Origin of the sequence: Bacillus sp. SRB_331, from assembly GCF_003264175.1 — a bacterium.
Taxonomy (GTDB): domain Bacteria; phylum Bacillota; class Bacilli; order Bacillales; family Bacillaceae_G; genus Bacillus_A; species Bacillus_A mycoides.
Map to the genome: position 1 here is coordinate 104,371 of NZ_NADV01000026.1, position 15,975 is coordinate 120,345.

Annotated in this window: 15 protein-coding genes; 6 read left to right on the forward strand and 9 right to left on the reverse strand. The window is 35.9% G+C overall.

Annotation, left to right across the window (positions count from 1 at the left end):
• Window positions 1–179 precede the first annotated feature (179 nt).
• Window positions 180–479, reverse strand: coding sequence for a cobalt transporter (locus B5P42_RS17270; RefSeq protein WP_113734767.1), 300 nt, complete (start codon window positions 477–479; stop codon window positions 180–182).
• 343 nt (window positions 480–822) lie between these two features.
• On the opposite strand from B5P42_RS17270, the gene B5P42_RS17275 reads away from it, so the two are divergent.
• The 3 genes from B5P42_RS17275 to B5P42_RS17285 all read left to right on the forward strand — a co-directional run bounded on the left by B5P42_RS17275 (window position 823) and on the right by B5P42_RS17285 (window position 5,260).
• Window positions 823–2,352 (forward strand): cardiolipin synthase, encoded by a 1,530-nt coding sequence (locus B5P42_RS17275; protein ID WP_113734768.1) that lies wholly within the window; start codon window positions 823–825, stop codon window positions 2,350–2,352.
• A 127-nt stretch (window positions 2,353–2,479) separates the two neighbouring features.
• Window positions 2,480–3,373: an ATP-binding protein gene (locus tag B5P42_RS17280; RefSeq protein WP_000892986.1), complete on the forward strand. Its 894-nt coding sequence runs from the start codon at window positions 2,480–2,482 to the stop codon at window positions 3,371–3,373.
• A 3-nt stretch (window positions 3,374–3,376) separates the two neighbouring features.
• Window positions 3,377–5,260 carry a vWA domain-containing protein gene (locus B5P42_RS17285; RefSeq protein ID WP_002029726.1) on the forward strand — a complete coding sequence of 628 codons (1,884 nt, stop codon included), beginning with the start codon at window positions 3,377–3,379 and terminating at the stop codon, window positions 5,258–5,260.
• Between the two features lie 40 nt (window positions 5,261–5,300).
• Here the strand turns inward: B5P42_RS17285 and B5P42_RS17290 are convergent, their stop codons facing one another.
• The 3 genes from B5P42_RS17290 to B5P42_RS17300 are packed head-to-tail and all read right to left on the reverse strand — an operon-like array spanning window position 5,301 to window position 7,984.
• Complete coding sequence (locus tag B5P42_RS17290; protein WP_113734769.1) at window positions 5,301–5,723, reverse strand: NUDIX hydrolase; 423 nt, start codon at window positions 5,721–5,723, stop codon at window positions 5,301–5,303.
• A gap of 60 nt (window positions 5,724–5,783) precedes the next feature.
• Window positions 5,784–6,749, reverse strand: coding sequence for an L-threonine 3-dehydrogenase (locus B5P42_RS17295; RefSeq protein WP_002125175.1), 966 nt, complete (start codon window positions 6,747–6,749; stop codon window positions 5,784–5,786).
• 44 nt (window positions 6,750–6,793) lie between these two features.
• Window positions 6,794–7,984: a glycine C-acetyltransferase gene (locus B5P42_RS17300; RefSeq protein ID WP_000095918.1), complete on the reverse strand. Its 1,191-nt coding sequence runs from the start codon at window positions 7,982–7,984 to the stop codon at window positions 6,794–6,796.
• 212 nt (window positions 7,985–8,196) lie between these two features.
• On the opposite strand from B5P42_RS17300, the gene B5P42_RS17305 reads away from it, so the two are divergent.
• A complete protein-coding gene (locus tag B5P42_RS17305; RefSeq protein ID WP_113734770.1) occupies window positions 8,197–8,928 on the forward strand; it encodes a class I SAM-dependent methyltransferase in 732 nt (243 codons plus the stop codon).
• 184 nt (window positions 8,929–9,112) lie between these two features.
• Here the strand turns inward: B5P42_RS17305 and B5P42_RS17310 are convergent, their stop codons facing one another.
• From B5P42_RS17310 to B5P42_RS17320, 3 genes are read right to left on the reverse strand one after another with little or no spacing between them, the layout of a single operon-like run.
• Complete coding sequence (locus B5P42_RS17310; protein ID WP_002167083.1) at window positions 9,113–9,934, reverse strand: ABC transporter ATP-binding protein; 822 nt, start codon at window positions 9,932–9,934, stop codon at window positions 9,113–9,115.
• Between the two features lie 12 nt (window positions 9,935–9,946).
• Entirely contained in the window at window positions 9,947–11,005 is a 1,059-nt protein-coding gene (locus B5P42_RS17315) for a FecCD family ABC transporter permease (protein WP_113734771.1), read from the reverse strand.
• Window positions 11,002–12,006: a FecCD family ABC transporter permease gene (locus B5P42_RS17320; protein ID WP_113734772.1), complete on the reverse strand. Its 1,005-nt coding sequence runs from the start codon at window positions 12,004–12,006 to the stop codon at window positions 11,002–11,004. Before B5P42_RS17320 ends, B5P42_RS17315 begins: the two co-directional genes overlap by 4 nt.
• A 172-nt stretch (window positions 12,007–12,178) precedes the next feature.
• Between B5P42_RS17320 and B5P42_RS17325 the strand changes: the two genes are divergently transcribed.
• Together B5P42_RS17325 and B5P42_RS17330 are read left to right on the forward strand one after the other, a co-directional pair.
• Window positions 12,179–13,147, forward strand: coding sequence for an ABC transporter substrate-binding protein (locus tag B5P42_RS17325; RefSeq protein ID WP_113734773.1), 969 nt, complete (start codon window positions 12,179–12,181; stop codon window positions 13,145–13,147).
• A gap of 381 nt (window positions 13,148–13,528) precedes the next feature.
• Window positions 13,529–14,914 (forward strand): peptide MFS transporter, encoded by a 1,386-nt coding sequence (locus B5P42_RS17330; RefSeq protein WP_016093355.1) that lies wholly within the window; start codon window positions 13,529–13,531, stop codon window positions 14,912–14,914.
• A gap of 40 nt (window positions 14,915–14,954) precedes the next feature.
• On the opposite strand, the gene B5P42_RS17335 is transcribed toward B5P42_RS17330, so the two are convergent.
• Together B5P42_RS17335 and B5P42_RS17340 are read right to left on the reverse strand one after the other, a co-directional pair.
• The gene (locus tag B5P42_RS17335; RefSeq protein ID WP_002091002.1) at window positions 14,955–15,134 is read right to left on the reverse strand and encodes an acid-soluble spore protein H; all 180 of its coding nucleotides are present in this window, start codon (window positions 15,132–15,134) and stop codon (window positions 14,955–14,957) included.
• A gap of 207 nt (window positions 15,135–15,341) precedes the next feature.
• On the reverse strand, window positions 15,342–15,629 hold the full coding sequence (locus tag B5P42_RS17340; protein ID WP_001075217.1) for an ArsR/SmtB family transcription factor: 288 nt from the start codon (window positions 15,627–15,629) through the stop codon (window positions 15,342–15,344).
• Window positions 15,630–15,975 lie beyond the last annotated feature (346 nt).

Genomic DNA, 15,975 nt, shown 5'->3' on the forward strand with positions numbered 1-15,975 from the left:
TGTTCCAGCTGAATTTTGAGGTGGGGGTTTTACTGCCCACAAATAGCGGGATAAAGCCAAAATTTGCATTTAACATATTGAATTATAATAACAAAATATTAACATATTTTCACCTTGTTTTTGGAAATATTTTATAAATAAATTATTAAACTAAAAAAGAGGATATCCTCTTTTTTAGTTTAATACTGATATGGTATTTGCTGATAACCCGGGTATGGCATTGGATATGTTACTGGGTACGGTGCTGGATAGTAGCCTCCACCTGCCGCACCCGTTAATGCGCCAGCTGTAAGCCCACCTAACATGCCTCCAGCAAAACTTCCTGGGAAAAATCCTCCGCCCCACGAGCCGCCACCCCAGCCCCATCCACCACCGTGATGATGATGATTGTGCCCACCATGGTGATTATGTCCGCCATTATGATGGTGCCCTCCATGATTATGACGATAATACAATCCGTTATTTTCTATATAATTCATTATTTCCCTCTCCTTTCCATTTCCTCACCTTAATAAGAAGAATTCGCGTAATATGGATAACCATATCCTGGGCTTCATAATGCACCTGCTACAATTCCAGGAAAGAAACCTCATTCCCTTTCCTATATAAGGGGCAAGGTTTTTTCCCTCCTACACTGATCATTAACCAGCAAATAGCGGGATAACAACGTAACAATATACTGTATGTAGGACAAATGCGGAAAGTATAGGACAAATGTGTATATTTTGTAAAAAAAACAAAACACTTTATAATAAGGATGTCAGATTATATCTTCTATTTAAGAAGTCTATATTTAAGAAAGATTAGAGGAATTATATAGAAATGAAGAAACCTATCGTTCAATTATTATTAATATTTACAATCGTATCTATCGTTCTTTTCCTATTAAATACATCGGTTATTTCGTTATATACGTTTGTTGGTGCTCTATGGTCCATCACAATCGTAGGAATTTCATTCGTTATTTTTATCGAAAATAGATCACCCCAAAGCACCTTAGCGTGGTTTTTAGTATTAGCACTTCTTCCTGTTGTAGGTGTACTTTTATACTCTATTTTCGGGCGTAGCCGTTGGAGAAGAAAAAAACATCTTCATCGTTCAGAAGAACAAAGAAAATTATTCCGCGAAATATTAGAAGGAAGACGACTAGAATTATCACTCACAGTCCCATTACATGAACGTTCTATACATTTAACAGAAGTCGTACAAAAATTCGGAGGCGGGCCTGCCGCAGATAGAACGACAACAAAACTTTTAACAAACGGTGATCAAACCTTTTCAGAAATTTTGAACGCAATCGAGAATGCAAAACATCACATACATATTCAATACTATATTTATAAATCTGATGAGATTGGTAAAAAAGTACGCGATGCTTTAATACAAAAAGCAAAAGATGGTGTTATTGTACGCTTCCTTTATGATGGACTCGGAAGTAATACGTTAAGACGACGATTTTTACAACCTATGAAAAAAGCTGGAATTGAAATTGTCGAATTTGACCCTATTTTTTCAGCTTGGTTACTCGAGACAGTTAATTATCGTAATCACCGTAAAATCGTCATTGTAGATGGAGAAATTGGTTTTACCGGAGGGCTCAACGTCGGTGATGAATATCTTGGTCGCTCAAAAAAATTCCCGGTTTGGCGTGATAGTCATTTAAAAATAGAAGGAAAAGCATTGTATAAATTACAAGCCATCTTTCTAGAAGATTGGCTTTATGCGTCTAGTGGATTGAATACTTATTCTTGGGATCAATTTATGAATAGACACTACTTCCCAGGAAAAGAAATTCCGGATGCAGAAGGTGCGGTGCAAATTGTAGCAAGTGGGCCAAGCTCAGATGATAAAAGTATTCGTAATACATTACTAGCTGTTATGGGCTCAGCCAAAAAATCTATTTGGATCGCTACACCATACTTTATTCCGGATCAAGAAACTTTAACATTATTACGCTTAAGTGCAATATCTGGCATAGATGTACGCATTTTATATCCTGGTAAGAGTGATAGTATTATTAGCGATCAAGCATCTCAATCCTATTTCACTCCACTTTTAAAAGCTGGTGCTTCTATTTACAGTTATAAAGATGGATTTATGCACGCAAAGATTGTACTCGTTGACGATAAAATTGCAACAATCGGAACAGCAAATATGGATGTACGTAGCTTTGAATTGAATTATGAAATTATTAGCGTACTATATGAATCAGAAACCGTTCATGATATTAAACATGATTTTGAAGAAGACTTTAAACACTCCACTGAAATTAAATGGAACTCGTTCCAAAAAAGAAGTATCAAAAAAAGAATATTAGAGTCCTTTATGCGACTCATTTCTCCTTTACTATAAGCAATCAATGTGATATTGATTGCTTTTTCTTTTATATTTCCCCCTTCTCCTTTTCTTTGCATACCATATTAAAACAAGTTATCATAAGATGTATTACTTTATGAAAATAATGTTAGGTGGGAAATACATGTTAGAACAATTTCATATACATTCTGATTTAAAACAGCAGCTTTCTACAATTCATGAAAAGAATAAACAAGAAGCTGGTGAAAATGCACATTTAATTGGCAAGAAAATATATAAAGCATCTGATAATAGCATTATTGAAGATGCCATTACAGCACTTTTACTTGGTAAAAACATTCTATTAAAAGGACCAACTGGTAGTGGTAAAACAGTACTAGCGGAAACTCTTTCTTCTTTATTCCAAAAACCAATGCATAGCATTAACTGTTCTGTCGACTTAGATGTAGAAGGTATTTTAGGATACAACACATTACAAACAAAGGACGGCGCATCTGAAGTTACGTTCGTTAACGGTCCTCTTATGAAGGCAATGAAAAACGGTCATTTCCTTTATATTGATGAAATCAATATGGCAAAACCTGAAACGTTACCACTTCTTCATGGTGCGTTAGATTACCGTAAAATGATTACAAACCCATTTACACAAGAAGTTGTATACGGTGATGACGAATATCGCGTAATTGCTGCGATTAACGAAGGTTATGTTGGGACAAGTGAACTAAACGAAGCGTTAAAAAACCGTTTCGTTATTATTGAAGTTCCTTACATTCAAGGTGATACATTAAAAGAACTATTACTATCTGAATCAAAATTAAATGATGTTGCAACAATTGAAAAGTTCGTTGCATTCGCAAGCGATCTTATGCCTTTAGCTCGTGATGGGCGCGTAAGTGAAGAAGCAGCTAGTATTCGTGGCATTATCGATGCATGTGATTTAGGTGTATATATTCCTGTTATGCGTGCAATTGAACGTAGTATTATCGCAAAATTAAACGATGAAACAGAACAAATGACTGTCCGTGAATTAGCAGAAAGTTATTTCTTTGAGGGATAATTCATGAGACAAATTTTTAGTGACAAAAAAATTGATGCGTCGCTGTTTCTACAAATGGAAAACTTAATGTATGCTCTTCTAAAAGAAGACGATGCCTATCTTGAGTATGGCTATAAAGCATACTACGACGAAATTGAAAAAAAGGTTGTCATTAGTCACTTTTGGGATGATCGAAAAGAAGAGGATACAGTAATCGGATTAAAAAGCGAAGTGTTCTTAAAGGCACTTGGTAATAAACATTACTCGGACATGACTTTAATTCGTTCTTATGCGATTGAGTTACAAGAATCGCCTCTAAAAAAGTTTTTAACACAATTATTTGTTCTATTAGAAGATTTACGTGTTGAGGAAATCGTCAAAAATTTACGTCCTGGCACAAAACATATTTTTAAACGCCGAAAAGAAATGTATCGCAATTACTTTGGCTCACAAAATGAAATAAATCGTGTTCGTAACTATCACGGTGATCGTCTATTTTGTCTATGCTATCTTTCATTAACGAGTGATAAATATGAAATGTTTAATAATGAATATTTCGAGCAAATTGAATCAATTTTGCATGAAACATTCCAAGCTCGTAATACGGAAGATATTATGTATATTGTTGAGAAAATTCGCTATCGTTTAGAAGGACTTCTTGAAAGTGATATGCTTAATAATTATTTCGGACATGCACCGCTTTATTTATCTGTGATTGCAGATGAGAAAGACAGTCGCGCTGAAAAATTAGCAAATGATGATACGCAACTCCTAGATGACGATGATAACAAAAACAAAATGGATGAAAGCTTCTCGACATGGCACCGTGAAAATAAAAACAATGAAAACGAGAACTTTTTACGCTTTGATTTAGAAAGCGGAACAAAAACAAATATGATGGGTGATACTGCTCGTGAATCAGAAGATGGTGACCAAGCACTTGGTTCTGTACAAGGTACTTCCCAAAAAAGTACACAATCTAACTTTGATGGTGCTGATACAGAGGAAGCAAGAGCGTCTCATGCTTCTAGCCAAAACGACGGTGCATACGGCAAGTATAATGTGGGAGCTTCTCATACATTTAAAGAAGCTCGCAAATCGAATCCTGATGAGAAAAAAGATTACCAAGCTATCAAATCAGTCGTTAATAAAGATGTAAAAGAATTAAAGAAAATTATCGAAAAAACAATTGAAAACAAAACGAATGCAAACAGTGATAAATATTACGGAAGGCTTCGTAAGAAATTCCTTCGTATTTATACTGAAAAGCAGCCGCGTATGTTTTATAAAAAAGGACAAGAATCACAAGAGCTCGACGTTGCATTCCAACTATTAGTGGACTGCTCTGGTTCTATGTATAACAAAATGGAAGAAACGAAGAAGAGTGTGGTCCTATTCCATGAAGCTTTAAAATCTTTAAAAATCCCGCACGCTATTAGTGGATTTTGGGAAGATGCTTCTAGTGCTAAACCTGAAGATAAACCGAACGTTATCCATGAAGTTGTTACGTATAAAAACTCAACGTTACCAAACGTCGGTCCAGAAATTATGCAACTTCGCGAAGAAGAAGATAACCGCGACGGGTATATTATTCGTATCGTTTCCGAAAAGCTTGCGAAAAGACCAGAAAAACATAAATTCTTACTTGTCTTTACAGACGGTGAACCTTCTGCACTAGACTATCAACAAGACGGAATTTTAGATACGCACGAAGCAGTCAAACTTGCTCGCAAAAGTGGTATGGAAGTAATCGGCATCTTTATCGAAGAAGGCGAAGCGAAAGAAGCGACTTATCAACTAATGAAAAACATTTATAACCATCACTTCTTAGTTGCAAATCATGCTGAAGATTTACGCCTGAAGATTAAACCATTGTTGAAGAAACTATTACTGAAGACGATTGAATAGAAAAACAGGAGCCACGAGGCTCCTGTTTTTCTTCGTTAACTTACTTTGTTTCTGGTTGAAACTTGTATGGAATGGAAACTTCTAATAATAATTCGAACCCTCCATCGTAGTATGGGAATCGCTCATTCGCAATTTTTCTATCTACCCACTCGATTGCGGAAATTTCTCCTTCATCTTCTGCACGAAGTTCACCTGTTACTACATTTGCTCGGAATGTAAAAAATAATGCATGATGTCCTTTCTCTTCAAAAAACTTCTCATTTAATGCGACAAGTCCACTGAGTGCGGCAGTTAAACCTGTCTCTTCTTTCACTTCTCTTACTAGTGCTTTCTCTAATATTTCACCTTTTTCAACAGCCCCGCCTGGCAATGACCAAACGTTTTGTTCTATATTATGTACCATTAATATTTTATCTTTTTCGCTATCGTGTATTAATGCATATACAACATCAACTCTTTGCATGTTGCTTTTCTCCCTTCCTAAAATAATTAAGAGCCAATTCCTAAGAATCGGCTCTTCTTATTAATTCATTACTAACTCAGATGCGAGCTTTTTTTTTAACTTAGCCAGCATATCAGTTGTCATTCTGTCTAAATCATATTCTGCTTTAAAGCCCCACTCTTTCATTGCTGCTGTTGCATCAATAGAGTTCGGCCAGCTATCAGCGATTGTTTGACGAGCTGGATCTACTGCGTAATCCATTGTAAAGTTCGGAATGTGTTTACGGATTGATGCTGCAATTTGCTCTGGTTCAAAGCTCATTGCTGTAATGTTAAACGCATTTCTATGAACTAGTTTATTTGGATCAGCTTCCATTAATGAGATGATTGCTTGTAAAGCATCTGGCATATACATCATGTCCATGTATGTTCCTTCTGCAATGTATGAGGTGTATGTACCTTTTTTAATCGCCTCATAATAAATTTCAACTGCATAGTCAGTTGTTCCGCCTCCTGGAGGAGCTACGTAAGAAATTAAGCCTGGGAAACGTACACCGCGCGTATCAACGCCAAACTTTTGATGATAATAATCACATAGTAATTCTCCTGCTACTTTGTTTACCCCATACATCGTAGTAGGACGCTGAATTGTATCTTGTGGTGTATTATCTTTTGGCGTTGATGGACCAAATGCACCGATAGAACTTGGCGTGAAAAACTTACAGTTTAATTCACGTGCTGCTTCTAATGCATTTACAAGTCCGCCCATATTTAAATTCCAAGCAAATAACGGATTTTTTTCTGCAGTTGCTGAAAGTAAAGCCGCTAAATGAATAATTGTATCTACTTCATTACGCTTTGCAATATCATGTAATTTTTGTCCATCCGTTACATCTAACGTTTCAAATGGACCAGACGTTACTACTTCACTGTCTGTTTCACGAATATCTGTTGCAATAACATTTGATGCGCCGTATACATCACGAAGTTTCATTACTAGTTCAGAACCAATTTGCCCTAAAGAACCGGTTACTAGAATTTTTTTCATTTTTCCCACTCCCCATTTGCAAGCTATTCAAAAGATGTCGTTACTTAAATGATACCCATTTCTTTCCCTACTTTTTCATACTTACGAATTGCTTCATCTAGCATTTCTTTCGTATGAGCTGCTGTAGGCATATTACGAACGCGTCCCATTCCTTTTGCTACGGTTGGGAATACGATAGATTTTGCGTAAACGCCTTCTTCATTTAGACGTTTACTAAATTCTTGTGTTAATACTTCATCACCAATAATACAAGGTGTAATTGGTGTTTCACTTTCTCCAATGTTAAAGCCAAGTTCTTTTAACCCTTGTTTTAAATAGCGACCATTTTCCCATAAACGATCGTGTAACTCTGTGCTTTCCATTAGAATTTCAATTGATCTCATACAAGCAGCTGCATCAGCTGGTGTTAAAGCTGTTGAGAATAAGAATGGACGTGAACGCACTTTTAACCAATCGATTAAGTTTTGTTTCCCAGCTACATATCCACCAATTACCCCAATTGCTTTTGATAATGTACCGATTTGGAAATCAACTTTATCAGAAAGGCCGAAATGTTTTACAGTACCTGCACCTTTGCCAAGTACACCTGAACCGTGTGCATCATCTACATATGTCATTAAATCCAGCTCTTCTGCAATTTCAACAATCTCTGGTAATTTTGCAATATCTCCATCCATTGAGAAAACACCGTCTGTAATAACCATTAATTTATTATAAAGACCTGATTCTTTTGCCTCGATTGCTTTTTTGCGTAAATCTTCCATATCAGAATGCTTATAAACGATGATTTTCGCTCTTGATAGACGACTACCATCAATAATAGATGCATGGTTTAATTCATCTGAAAGAATCGCATCATTTTTATCCATAACAGCTGAAATCGCTGCCATATTACAGTTAAATCCTGATTGATAAGCAATTGCTGCTTCTGTATGTTTAAACTTTGCAATTGTTTCTTCTAATTTAATATGCAAATCTAAAGTACCGTTAATTGTACGAACAGCTCCTGCTCCAACACCGTACTTATGAATTGCACCAATTGCTGCTTCTTGTAAGCGATTATCAGTCGCTAATCCAAGGTAGTTGTTTGAAGATAAGTTAATATATTCTTTTCCGCCAATTGTAATAATCGGTCCATTTGGACTTTCAAGCGGATCAATTACGTTATAAAGCCCCTTTGATTTTAAATCCTCTAAATTTTCTTCTAAAAAGTTTGCAAGTGTTTTACTAGACATCGTGAAGCCTCCCATCGTTCATGTAAGCGGATTATTATCTTAATAGTTCTAATAATCCCTCTACTAGCTTAACACGTTTTCAGAATTTATTATAGAAAAATAGTTTAAAGAAACCGCTTACAATTTAAGATTATAAATGATTCATTACAAGAAATCTATCATTTACTTTTCATATTTGATAGAATTAAAAAAATATTTAGGAGGCTTTTAAAATGGCATTTACTGAATCTGATGTATATAATAACGAATCGTTTTTAGAGCAATATATGCAGCGAAGATATCGAGAAAATAGTCCAAACGAATCCCTTGAAAAACCAGCATTCTTTCAGCTCATTGGCAATGTAACAGGAAAACAAATCCTCGATTTAGGTTGTGGTGATGCTAAATTCGGCCAAGAATTATTAGAACATGGATGCCACTCTTACACTGGTATTGAAGGCTCCGAGCTTATGTATGAAAAAGCTAAAAAACAACTAGAAAATAAAAATGGCACCGTTCATTTTTTAAACCTCAAAGACTACACATACCCTCCTTCTACTTTTGATTTAGTAACATCTAGACTCGCCCTACATTATATTGAACACCTTGATATCATTTTTCAAAATGTGTTTCAAACTTTAAAAACAAACGGAACCTTCACCTTTAGCGTTCAACATCCCGTTATTACCTCTTCATTTGAAAGCTTGCAAACGAGTGGTAAAAGAACTAGTTGGCTCGTCGATGATTATTTCGAAACAGGAAAACGAGTTGAGCCATGGATTGATCAAGAAGTTATTAAATATCACCGGACTGCGGAAGAATATTTTACATTATTACAACAAGCCGGATTTACGATTACAAGCTTAAAAGAAGCTACACCAAATCGAAACTGTTTTCAAGATGAAGAAGAATATGAACGACGTTTACGTATTCCCCTTTTTCTATTATTTTCTTGCCGAAAATAAAGTGAAACTTTAATCAGTGGGGGAGGTTCATCCCCCACTGATTATTAGCCCGCACCAATCGGGCTTTTACGGGCAGTTGATCCCCCAACCAGCTTCTTTGCTTTCGCTGGATTTTGAGATGGGGATCTTACTGCCCACAAATAGCGGGGTAAAAAAGACGATGAATCCTCATCGTCTTTTTTCGTTATCTCATCGCCTGAACAGCCTCTTTAAGTACACGTCTTCCTCTTCCATGCGGGATACAGAGCGGTGTCCCAAATAACGGATCAGCGCTTATTTGACACTCCATACGGAATACATCCCGAACTAACTTCTGGTCAATAACTTCTTCTGGTTTACCTTGCGCATATATTTGTTTATCTTGAATAGCTACAATGTTGTCTGCATAACGACATGCCAAATTTAAATCGTGCAATACCATAACAATCGTTCTTTGCTCTGTTTCATTTAATTCGAATAATAAATCTAACACTTCAATTTGGTGCGTCATATCTAAATATGTAGTCGGCTCATCAAGCAAAATAATATCTGTATCTTGTGCAAGGGTCATTGCAATCCAAGCACGTTGACGTTGTCCACCTGAAAGGGCATGAACATCACGCTCAGCAAATTCTGTCATACCCGTTGCAGCAAGCGCTTTTTGTACCATTTCCTCATCTTTTTCGGACCATTGCTTCAGCCATGTTTGATATGGATAACGTCCTTGCTTTACAAGTTGTAATACCGTAAGTCCTTCCGGTGCTTGTGGCCCTTGCGGTAAAATCGCCATTTGACGAGCGATTTGCTTCGTTTGCATACTTTGAATTGCTTGATTATCTAACAAAATGTCACCGGTTGTTGGCTTTAATAATCTAGCTAGTGAACGTAATAAAGTTGATTTCCCACAACCGTTAGAACCGATGAAGATTGTAATTTCCCCTTTTGGAATTTCTAAATTCAGCTCATCAATAATAATCGTTTCACCATACGACAGCGTCAAGCGTTTCGTCTCCAATGCTTTTTGCATATTCATCTCCCTTTATGAATTCCGACTTTTATAAAGTAAATAAATAAAATAAGGTGCACCAATTGCTGATGTAAATACCCCTGCTGGAATTTCGAGTGGTGTGAAAACTGTACGCCCAATTAAATCTGCAGCGAGTACTAGAATTGCACCGATAATCGCCGCAACTGGGAGCAATGCACCGTAGAAAGAGCCAACTAATCTTCGCGAAATATGAGGTGCCATTAAACCAACAAATCCAATTCCTCCTGCAAAGGCAACTGCCCCGCCAATTAAAGCTGTACTAAGTAACAACATAAATACACGCGACTTCGTTAAAGGAACACCAAGTCCCACTGCTATATCATCCCCTAGCTCTTGTGCATTTAAATGTCTCGCAGCGATAAATGATATTGTCGTTAAAATGAGAACCCACGGCGCAAGTACCATAACATTTTGCCATGAAGAACCGTAAACAGTACCTGTGATCCATACATTCGCTTGACTTGCTTGATAAATTGGCGCTAACAACATAAATAAAGTTGTTGCTGCTTTCGTTATTGCCCAAAATCCAACACCAATTAAAACAAGACTAATCGGTGATAATCCATCATTTTTCCAGGCAAATAAATATACAAAAAACGCTACAATTGTTGCCCCAGTAAAAGCTGCTAGCGGCATATAATGAATGCTTACTGTTAACGCATTGTTTTTATCACTAAATATAGCTAAAAAGAGTACAACTGCAACACTTGCCCCGCCCGTAATTCCGATGATATCAGGAGAAGCAAGCGGGTTTCGAACGAGCCCTTGTAAAATACAGCCCGCTACCGCAAGCGCAATTCCTACGAGGATAGCAATTAAAATACGCGGCATACGAAATTTATTTACAACCATATTTGACATCGTATCACCATTTCCGGTAATCGCTTGCCATACGTCATAAGGAGCAATTTTCATATCCCCCATACCTGCACTCGCAAAAAATAATCCTATTAAAACAACTAGTAAACTCAATAAGACGAGACAAGCTCGTTTATACATTAAAAACGAGAGCTCGCCTTTTCCAATACGAAACGGAATATACTTCTTCATTTGCTAAGCCCTCTCTTACGTGCAATATAAATAAAGAATGGGGCCCCGATAAATGCTGTCATAACCCCTACTGGTACTTCTTGTGGCATAATGACATATCTTGCTGCTATATCAGCCAAGATTAATAGTATTGCACCTAACAATCCGCTATAGGGTACTCTCCATCTGTGATCTACCCCAACAAGAGCTCTTGCGAAATGAGGAGTAACGATGCCAATAAATCCAATTGGACCAGCAACCGCAACTGAACCACCAGACAACAGTACAATAATAAGTAACACAAATGATTTCATTAAAATCGTTCGTTGTCCGAGCCCCTTTGCGACATCTTCCCCCATCATTAATGTATTTACTTTCCCTGCCATCATAAAAGATGCAATCCAGCCTATTAATAAATACGGGAATACAGATTGTAAAATCTCTAACTTTCTTCCTTGCACAGATCCGGCAAGCCAAAATAACACTTCTTCAAATGCTTTTTCATTTAATACAAGTAACCCTTGTGTTAATGATGAAAATAAAGCGCTTATCGCTACACCTGCTAATGTTAACTTAAGAGGCGTTGTCCCTTCTTTTCCTAAAGAACTAGAGGCAAATACAAGTACTGCTGCAACTGCCGCTCCTAAAAAGGCAATCCATGTGAAAGCTGATAATGATGTCACGGAAAAGAGTACAATTGCTACAACTATAAAGAACGCAGCGCCTGAATTTAATCCAATAAAATCTGGAGAAGCAAGCGGATTCTTTGTTAAAGTTTGCATCAAACAACCCGCAATGGCTAAACTAGCACCAACACTTGCTGCAATTAACGCCCTTGGTAGACGCACATTTTGAATAATAATATGCTCATTTGAACCATTAAAATGGAAAAAAGCATCTAAAGCTAATTTCCAACTCGTATTTGTATATCCGAAAATAATACTTCCCGAAATACAAATAACGACTGCAATGATTCCAACAAATAATCCAATCCATTTTGCTTGATTTGTTTTTAATAACATGCAGCGTTTCCCCTTCAATGTATAATGATACGTTGTAAGTGTATTTCAACTTAATTCTCATTGTCAACGATAATGAGAATTATTTTCAGTAATATATATTGACAATCAAAAGATAAAGGCTTAATATCATGCTTGCTATTGAAAAATATTCTCAACATGTAGGGGGTACATAATGAATTTCATGCAAAAGAAATCGTTTATAGTATTTGTATTTCTACTAGCTTTTTCACTTCTTTTAAGTGCTTGTGGAAAATCAAATAACAAAGAAGAATCAACAAAAGAAGATAATAAAAAAGAAATGATTACCGTTGAACACGCAATGGGTAAAACAGAAGTTCCTGCTAATCCAAAACGTGTAGTTATTTTAACGAATGAAGGAACTGAAGCTTTACTTGAATTAGGTGTGAAACCCGTTGGTGCTGTAAAGTCTTGGACTGGTGATCCGTGGTATCCACATATTAAGGATAAAATGAAAGATGTAAAAGTTGTTGGCGATGAAGGACAAGTTAACGTTGAAACGATTGCTTCTTTAAAACCAGACTTAATTATCGGTAACAAAATGCGTCACGAAAAAGTGTACGAGCAACTAAAAGCAATCGCACCTACTGTGTTCTCGGAAACATTACGTGGTGAATGGAAAGATAACTTCAAATTTTATGCAAAAGCATTAAATAAAGAAAAAGAAGGTCAAAAGGTTTTAACTGATTACGAAGCACGTATGAAAGATTTAAAAGGCAAACTTGGCGATAAAGTAAATCAAGAAATTTCTATGGTACGTTTTATGCCTGGTGATGTTCGTATTTATCATGGAGATACATTCTCTGGCGTTATTTTAAAAGAACTTGGATTTAAACGCCCTGGTGATCAAAATAAAGATGATTTCGCAGAGCGTAACGTATCTAAAGAGCGTATTTCTGCAATGGATGGTGATGTATTATTCTATTTCACATTCAATAAAGGAAACGAGAAAAAAGGCTCTGAACTAGAAAAGGAATATATAAACGATCCTCTATTTAAAAACTTAAATGCAGTGAAGAATGATAAAGCATACAAAGTTGACGATGTTATTTGGAATACAGCTGGTGGTGTAATGGCCGCTAACCTACTACTAGATGACATTGAAAAACGCTTTGTTAAATAATACATCTCTAGCCAACTCCCTCCAACAGAGGGAGTTGTTTTTTCAATTCACTTAAATGTCACATTATTTCATTTTGTATTTTTATTCCCAATATGTTATATTATAAAAGTAAATAAAATATTTTTTCTCTATATCAGAATAAAAATTTTAATCTAAATTTTCTGATTAATCACTATTTTGAATTCGTTTAGAATTCAATTACTACATTTGAAAACGCTTATTATCGAGTTTTCAGGGCAAAATACAATAACGGTTGAAGAAAAATAGAACTTTTTTAGAAATTTTCTTTCTATTTCCATATAATTCTATTGACTTCTAAATATTTTGTAAATTAAAATGATTACATAAATATCCGTTATACAGGATTAGGGGGAAACAAAAATGGATGCAGCTTTAAAATTAGACAAAGCTGGAGAGCAACAATCACCAAAAAAACATCCACCAGGGTTGTATTTGTTGTTCTTAACAGAAATGTGGGAAAGATTTAGTTACTATGGAATGCGCGGCCTTTTAGTTCTTTATTTAACAACTGCTGCTGTTAGTGGCGGGTTAGGATTTGATAAAGCAGTCGCAGTGCAATTATACGGTACTTTTACAGCGGCAGTATATTTCATGCCAATTATAGGCGGATGGCTAACGGATCATTATATTACAAGACGTCATGCCATTACTCTCGGCGGAATTATTATGGCAATCGGCAACTTTGTACTATTCTCAATGAATACAAAAACAGGACTACTCCTTGGATTAATACTATTAGTTATTGGTAATGGATTCTTCAAACCAAATATTTCTACACTGTTAGGTGAATTGTATGGTGAAAATGATTCACGTCGTGACAGTGCATTTACTATCTTCTATATGGGTATTAACGTAGGTGCTTTCTTCGCTCCACTTATTTGTGGATTTTTAGCAGAAGATTTCTTTAAAACAAGCGCTAATGGCGTTATTGTTATGGGATATAAATACGGATTCTTAGCAGCTTGTATCGGTATGATTATTGGACAAATTGTTTTCAACTTATTAGCTCCTCGTTACCTTGGTAAAGCAGGAACAACAGTTGTCGGTAAAAAATCAAAAAATCAACCTGTAATCGAAAAGAAACCTTTAACAAAGCAAGAGAAAAATCGTACTTGGGCAATTGTAATTTTAACTTGTTTCGTAGTATTCTTCTGGGCAGGATTTGAACAAGCTGGTAGTTCTCTAACACTTTATACAGATAAATTTGTTGATCGTACAATTTTCGGTTGGGAAGTTCCAACCTCTTGGTTCCAATCAGTTAACCCAGCATTCATCGTACTACTTGCACCATTCGTATCTATGTTATGGTTAAAACTTTCTAAAACAAAACGCGGTGATTTAAAAGTGCCAACAAAAATGGCATTAGGTATGATTTTACTAGGTATAGGTTACCTTGCTTTAACATTAGCAGTTCTAAAGACTGGAAGTAGTGAAGCAGATATAACTGTAAAAGCGAACTTATTATTCATCGTTATCACTTATCTCTTCCATACAATTGGTGAGTTATTCTTATCACCAATCGGTCTATCAATGGTAAGTGCGATTGCTCCTGTAAAATTAGCATCATTACTAATGGGGGTATGGTTAGCTGGTACGGGTATGGCTAACTGGTTAGCAGGTAAACTTGCTTCATTTACACAATCATTAGGATACCTTGAAGTATTTGCAAGTATCGGTATTATCGTTATCGTCTTAGGATTTGTACTCCTTCTCTTCTCTAAAAAAGTTGCGAGTATGATGGAATAACACAAAAAAGACGCTTCTAAAATTAGAAGCGTCTTTTTTATTATTTCTCCTCTAAAGCCGTCACGTCCACATGAACGCTCTCATCAGGATTAGATACGTCATACACTTGAGCAACTCCGCTCTGCTCGTCACAGCTCTCAATCCATACTGGTACGCCTTCATATGTAACGTCAATTCTACTTGAAGAAGATAAGATTTGTTTCACACGTGTCACATCCATACTACTATCCCTCCTTTTTCTTACTACACTCCTTTCTATCTTTTCATATCCCCTCAAAATATATTCCATCAATTTAGCACTTCAACCGATAGTTTGTTTCTTTCTAACGCGCTAATATATACGCTCTCAAATCTTCCTATTATTAGATCCTTTCCAAATAAAAAAAGACGTATATTTCACACGTCTTCTTTCCATAATATTCAAAAATTAAGAAAATAATGTTTTTACTACTTCACTTACTTTATCGTTATGAATTTGATAGTACACTTCTAACCCGCGTCTCTCAAAGCGTACTACTTTATTTTGTTTTAATTTCGTTAAATGCTGCGAAACAGTTGATTGCGGAATTTCTAATACCTCTTGTAATTGTGTTACATTACATGTTCCACGCTGCATCAGTTCCATTACTAAACGTAGACGCAATGGATGAGCTAATGCTCTTAACATCTGTACGTCTTCTTCTGAAATACGACAGTCAAATTGGTTTTGGTTCATAAAATTCCCCTCATTTTCATTTTTTATTTTCTCTTTATTTATTTATATATCTGTTCTTATATTTCCTGTTACGACATAACTTTATCAACCTATAATGCTGAGAAAATTTTCCGACTTTTATCAGCACACAGTTCAAGAAAAAATCCCACCTGATTTTGAATATTATACTATATGATACAATAAAAAAGCAAAACAAAGGGCTAGCAATACTTTGCTTACAAACGTTGTTTTATCAGGCTTTTTGTTATATTTTCACCTTACTGAAATGTACAGTAATGATATTGTAAAATACCGTCCATAATTGATAACCTATCGTAAAGTAATTTGACCATATTTAACCACTTTG

Coding starts and splice junctions, on each gene's coding strand:
- B5P42_RS17270 (WP_113734767.1), bottom strand. CDS start 479: ATGAATTATATAGAAAATAACGGATTGTATTATCGTCATAATCATGGA.
- B5P42_RS17275 (WP_113734768.1), top strand. CDS start 823: ATGAAGAAACCTATCGTTCAATTATTATTAATATTTACAATCGTATCT.
- B5P42_RS17280 (WP_000892986.1), top strand. CDS start 2,480: ATGTTAGAACAATTTCATATACATTCTGATTTAAAACAGCAGCTTTCT.
- B5P42_RS17285 (WP_002029726.1), top strand. CDS start 3,377: ATGAGACAAATTTTTAGTGACAAAAAAATTGATGCGTCGCTGTTTCTA.
- B5P42_RS17290 (WP_113734769.1), bottom strand. CDS start 5,723: ATGCAAAGAGTTGATGTTGTATATGCATTAATACACGATAGCGAAAAA.
- B5P42_RS17295 (WP_002125175.1), bottom strand. CDS start 6,749: ATGAAAAAAATTCTAGTAACCGGTTCTTTAGGGCAAATTGGTTCTGAA.
- B5P42_RS17300 (WP_000095918.1), bottom strand. CDS start 7,984: ATGTCTAGTAAAACACTTGCAAACTTTTTAGAAGAAAATTTAGAGGAT.
- B5P42_RS17305 (WP_113734770.1), top strand. CDS start 8,197: ATGGCATTTACTGAATCTGATGTATATAATAACGAATCGTTTTTAGAG.
- B5P42_RS17310 (WP_002167083.1), bottom strand. CDS start 9,934: ATGCAAAAAGCATTGGAGACGAAACGCTTGACGCTGTCGTATGGTGAA.
- B5P42_RS17315 (WP_113734771.1), bottom strand. CDS start 11,005: ATGAAGAAGTATATTCCGTTTCGTATTGGAAAAGGCGAGCTCTCGTTT.
- B5P42_RS17320 (WP_113734772.1), bottom strand. CDS start 12,006: ATGTTATTAAAAACAAATCAAGCAAAATGGATTGGATTATTTGTTGGA.
- B5P42_RS17325 (WP_113734773.1), top strand. CDS start 12,179: ATGAATTTCATGCAAAAGAAATCGTTTATAGTATTTGTATTTCTACTA.
- B5P42_RS17330 (WP_016093355.1), top strand. CDS start 13,529: ATGGATGCAGCTTTAAAATTAGACAAAGCTGGAGAGCAACAATCACCA.
- B5P42_RS17335 (WP_002091002.1), bottom strand. CDS start 15,134: ATGGATGTGACACGTGTGAAACAAATCTTATCTTCTTCAAGTAGAATT.
- B5P42_RS17340 (WP_001075217.1), bottom strand. CDS start 15,629: ATGAACCAAAACCAATTTGACTGTCGTATTTCAGAAGAAGACGTACAG.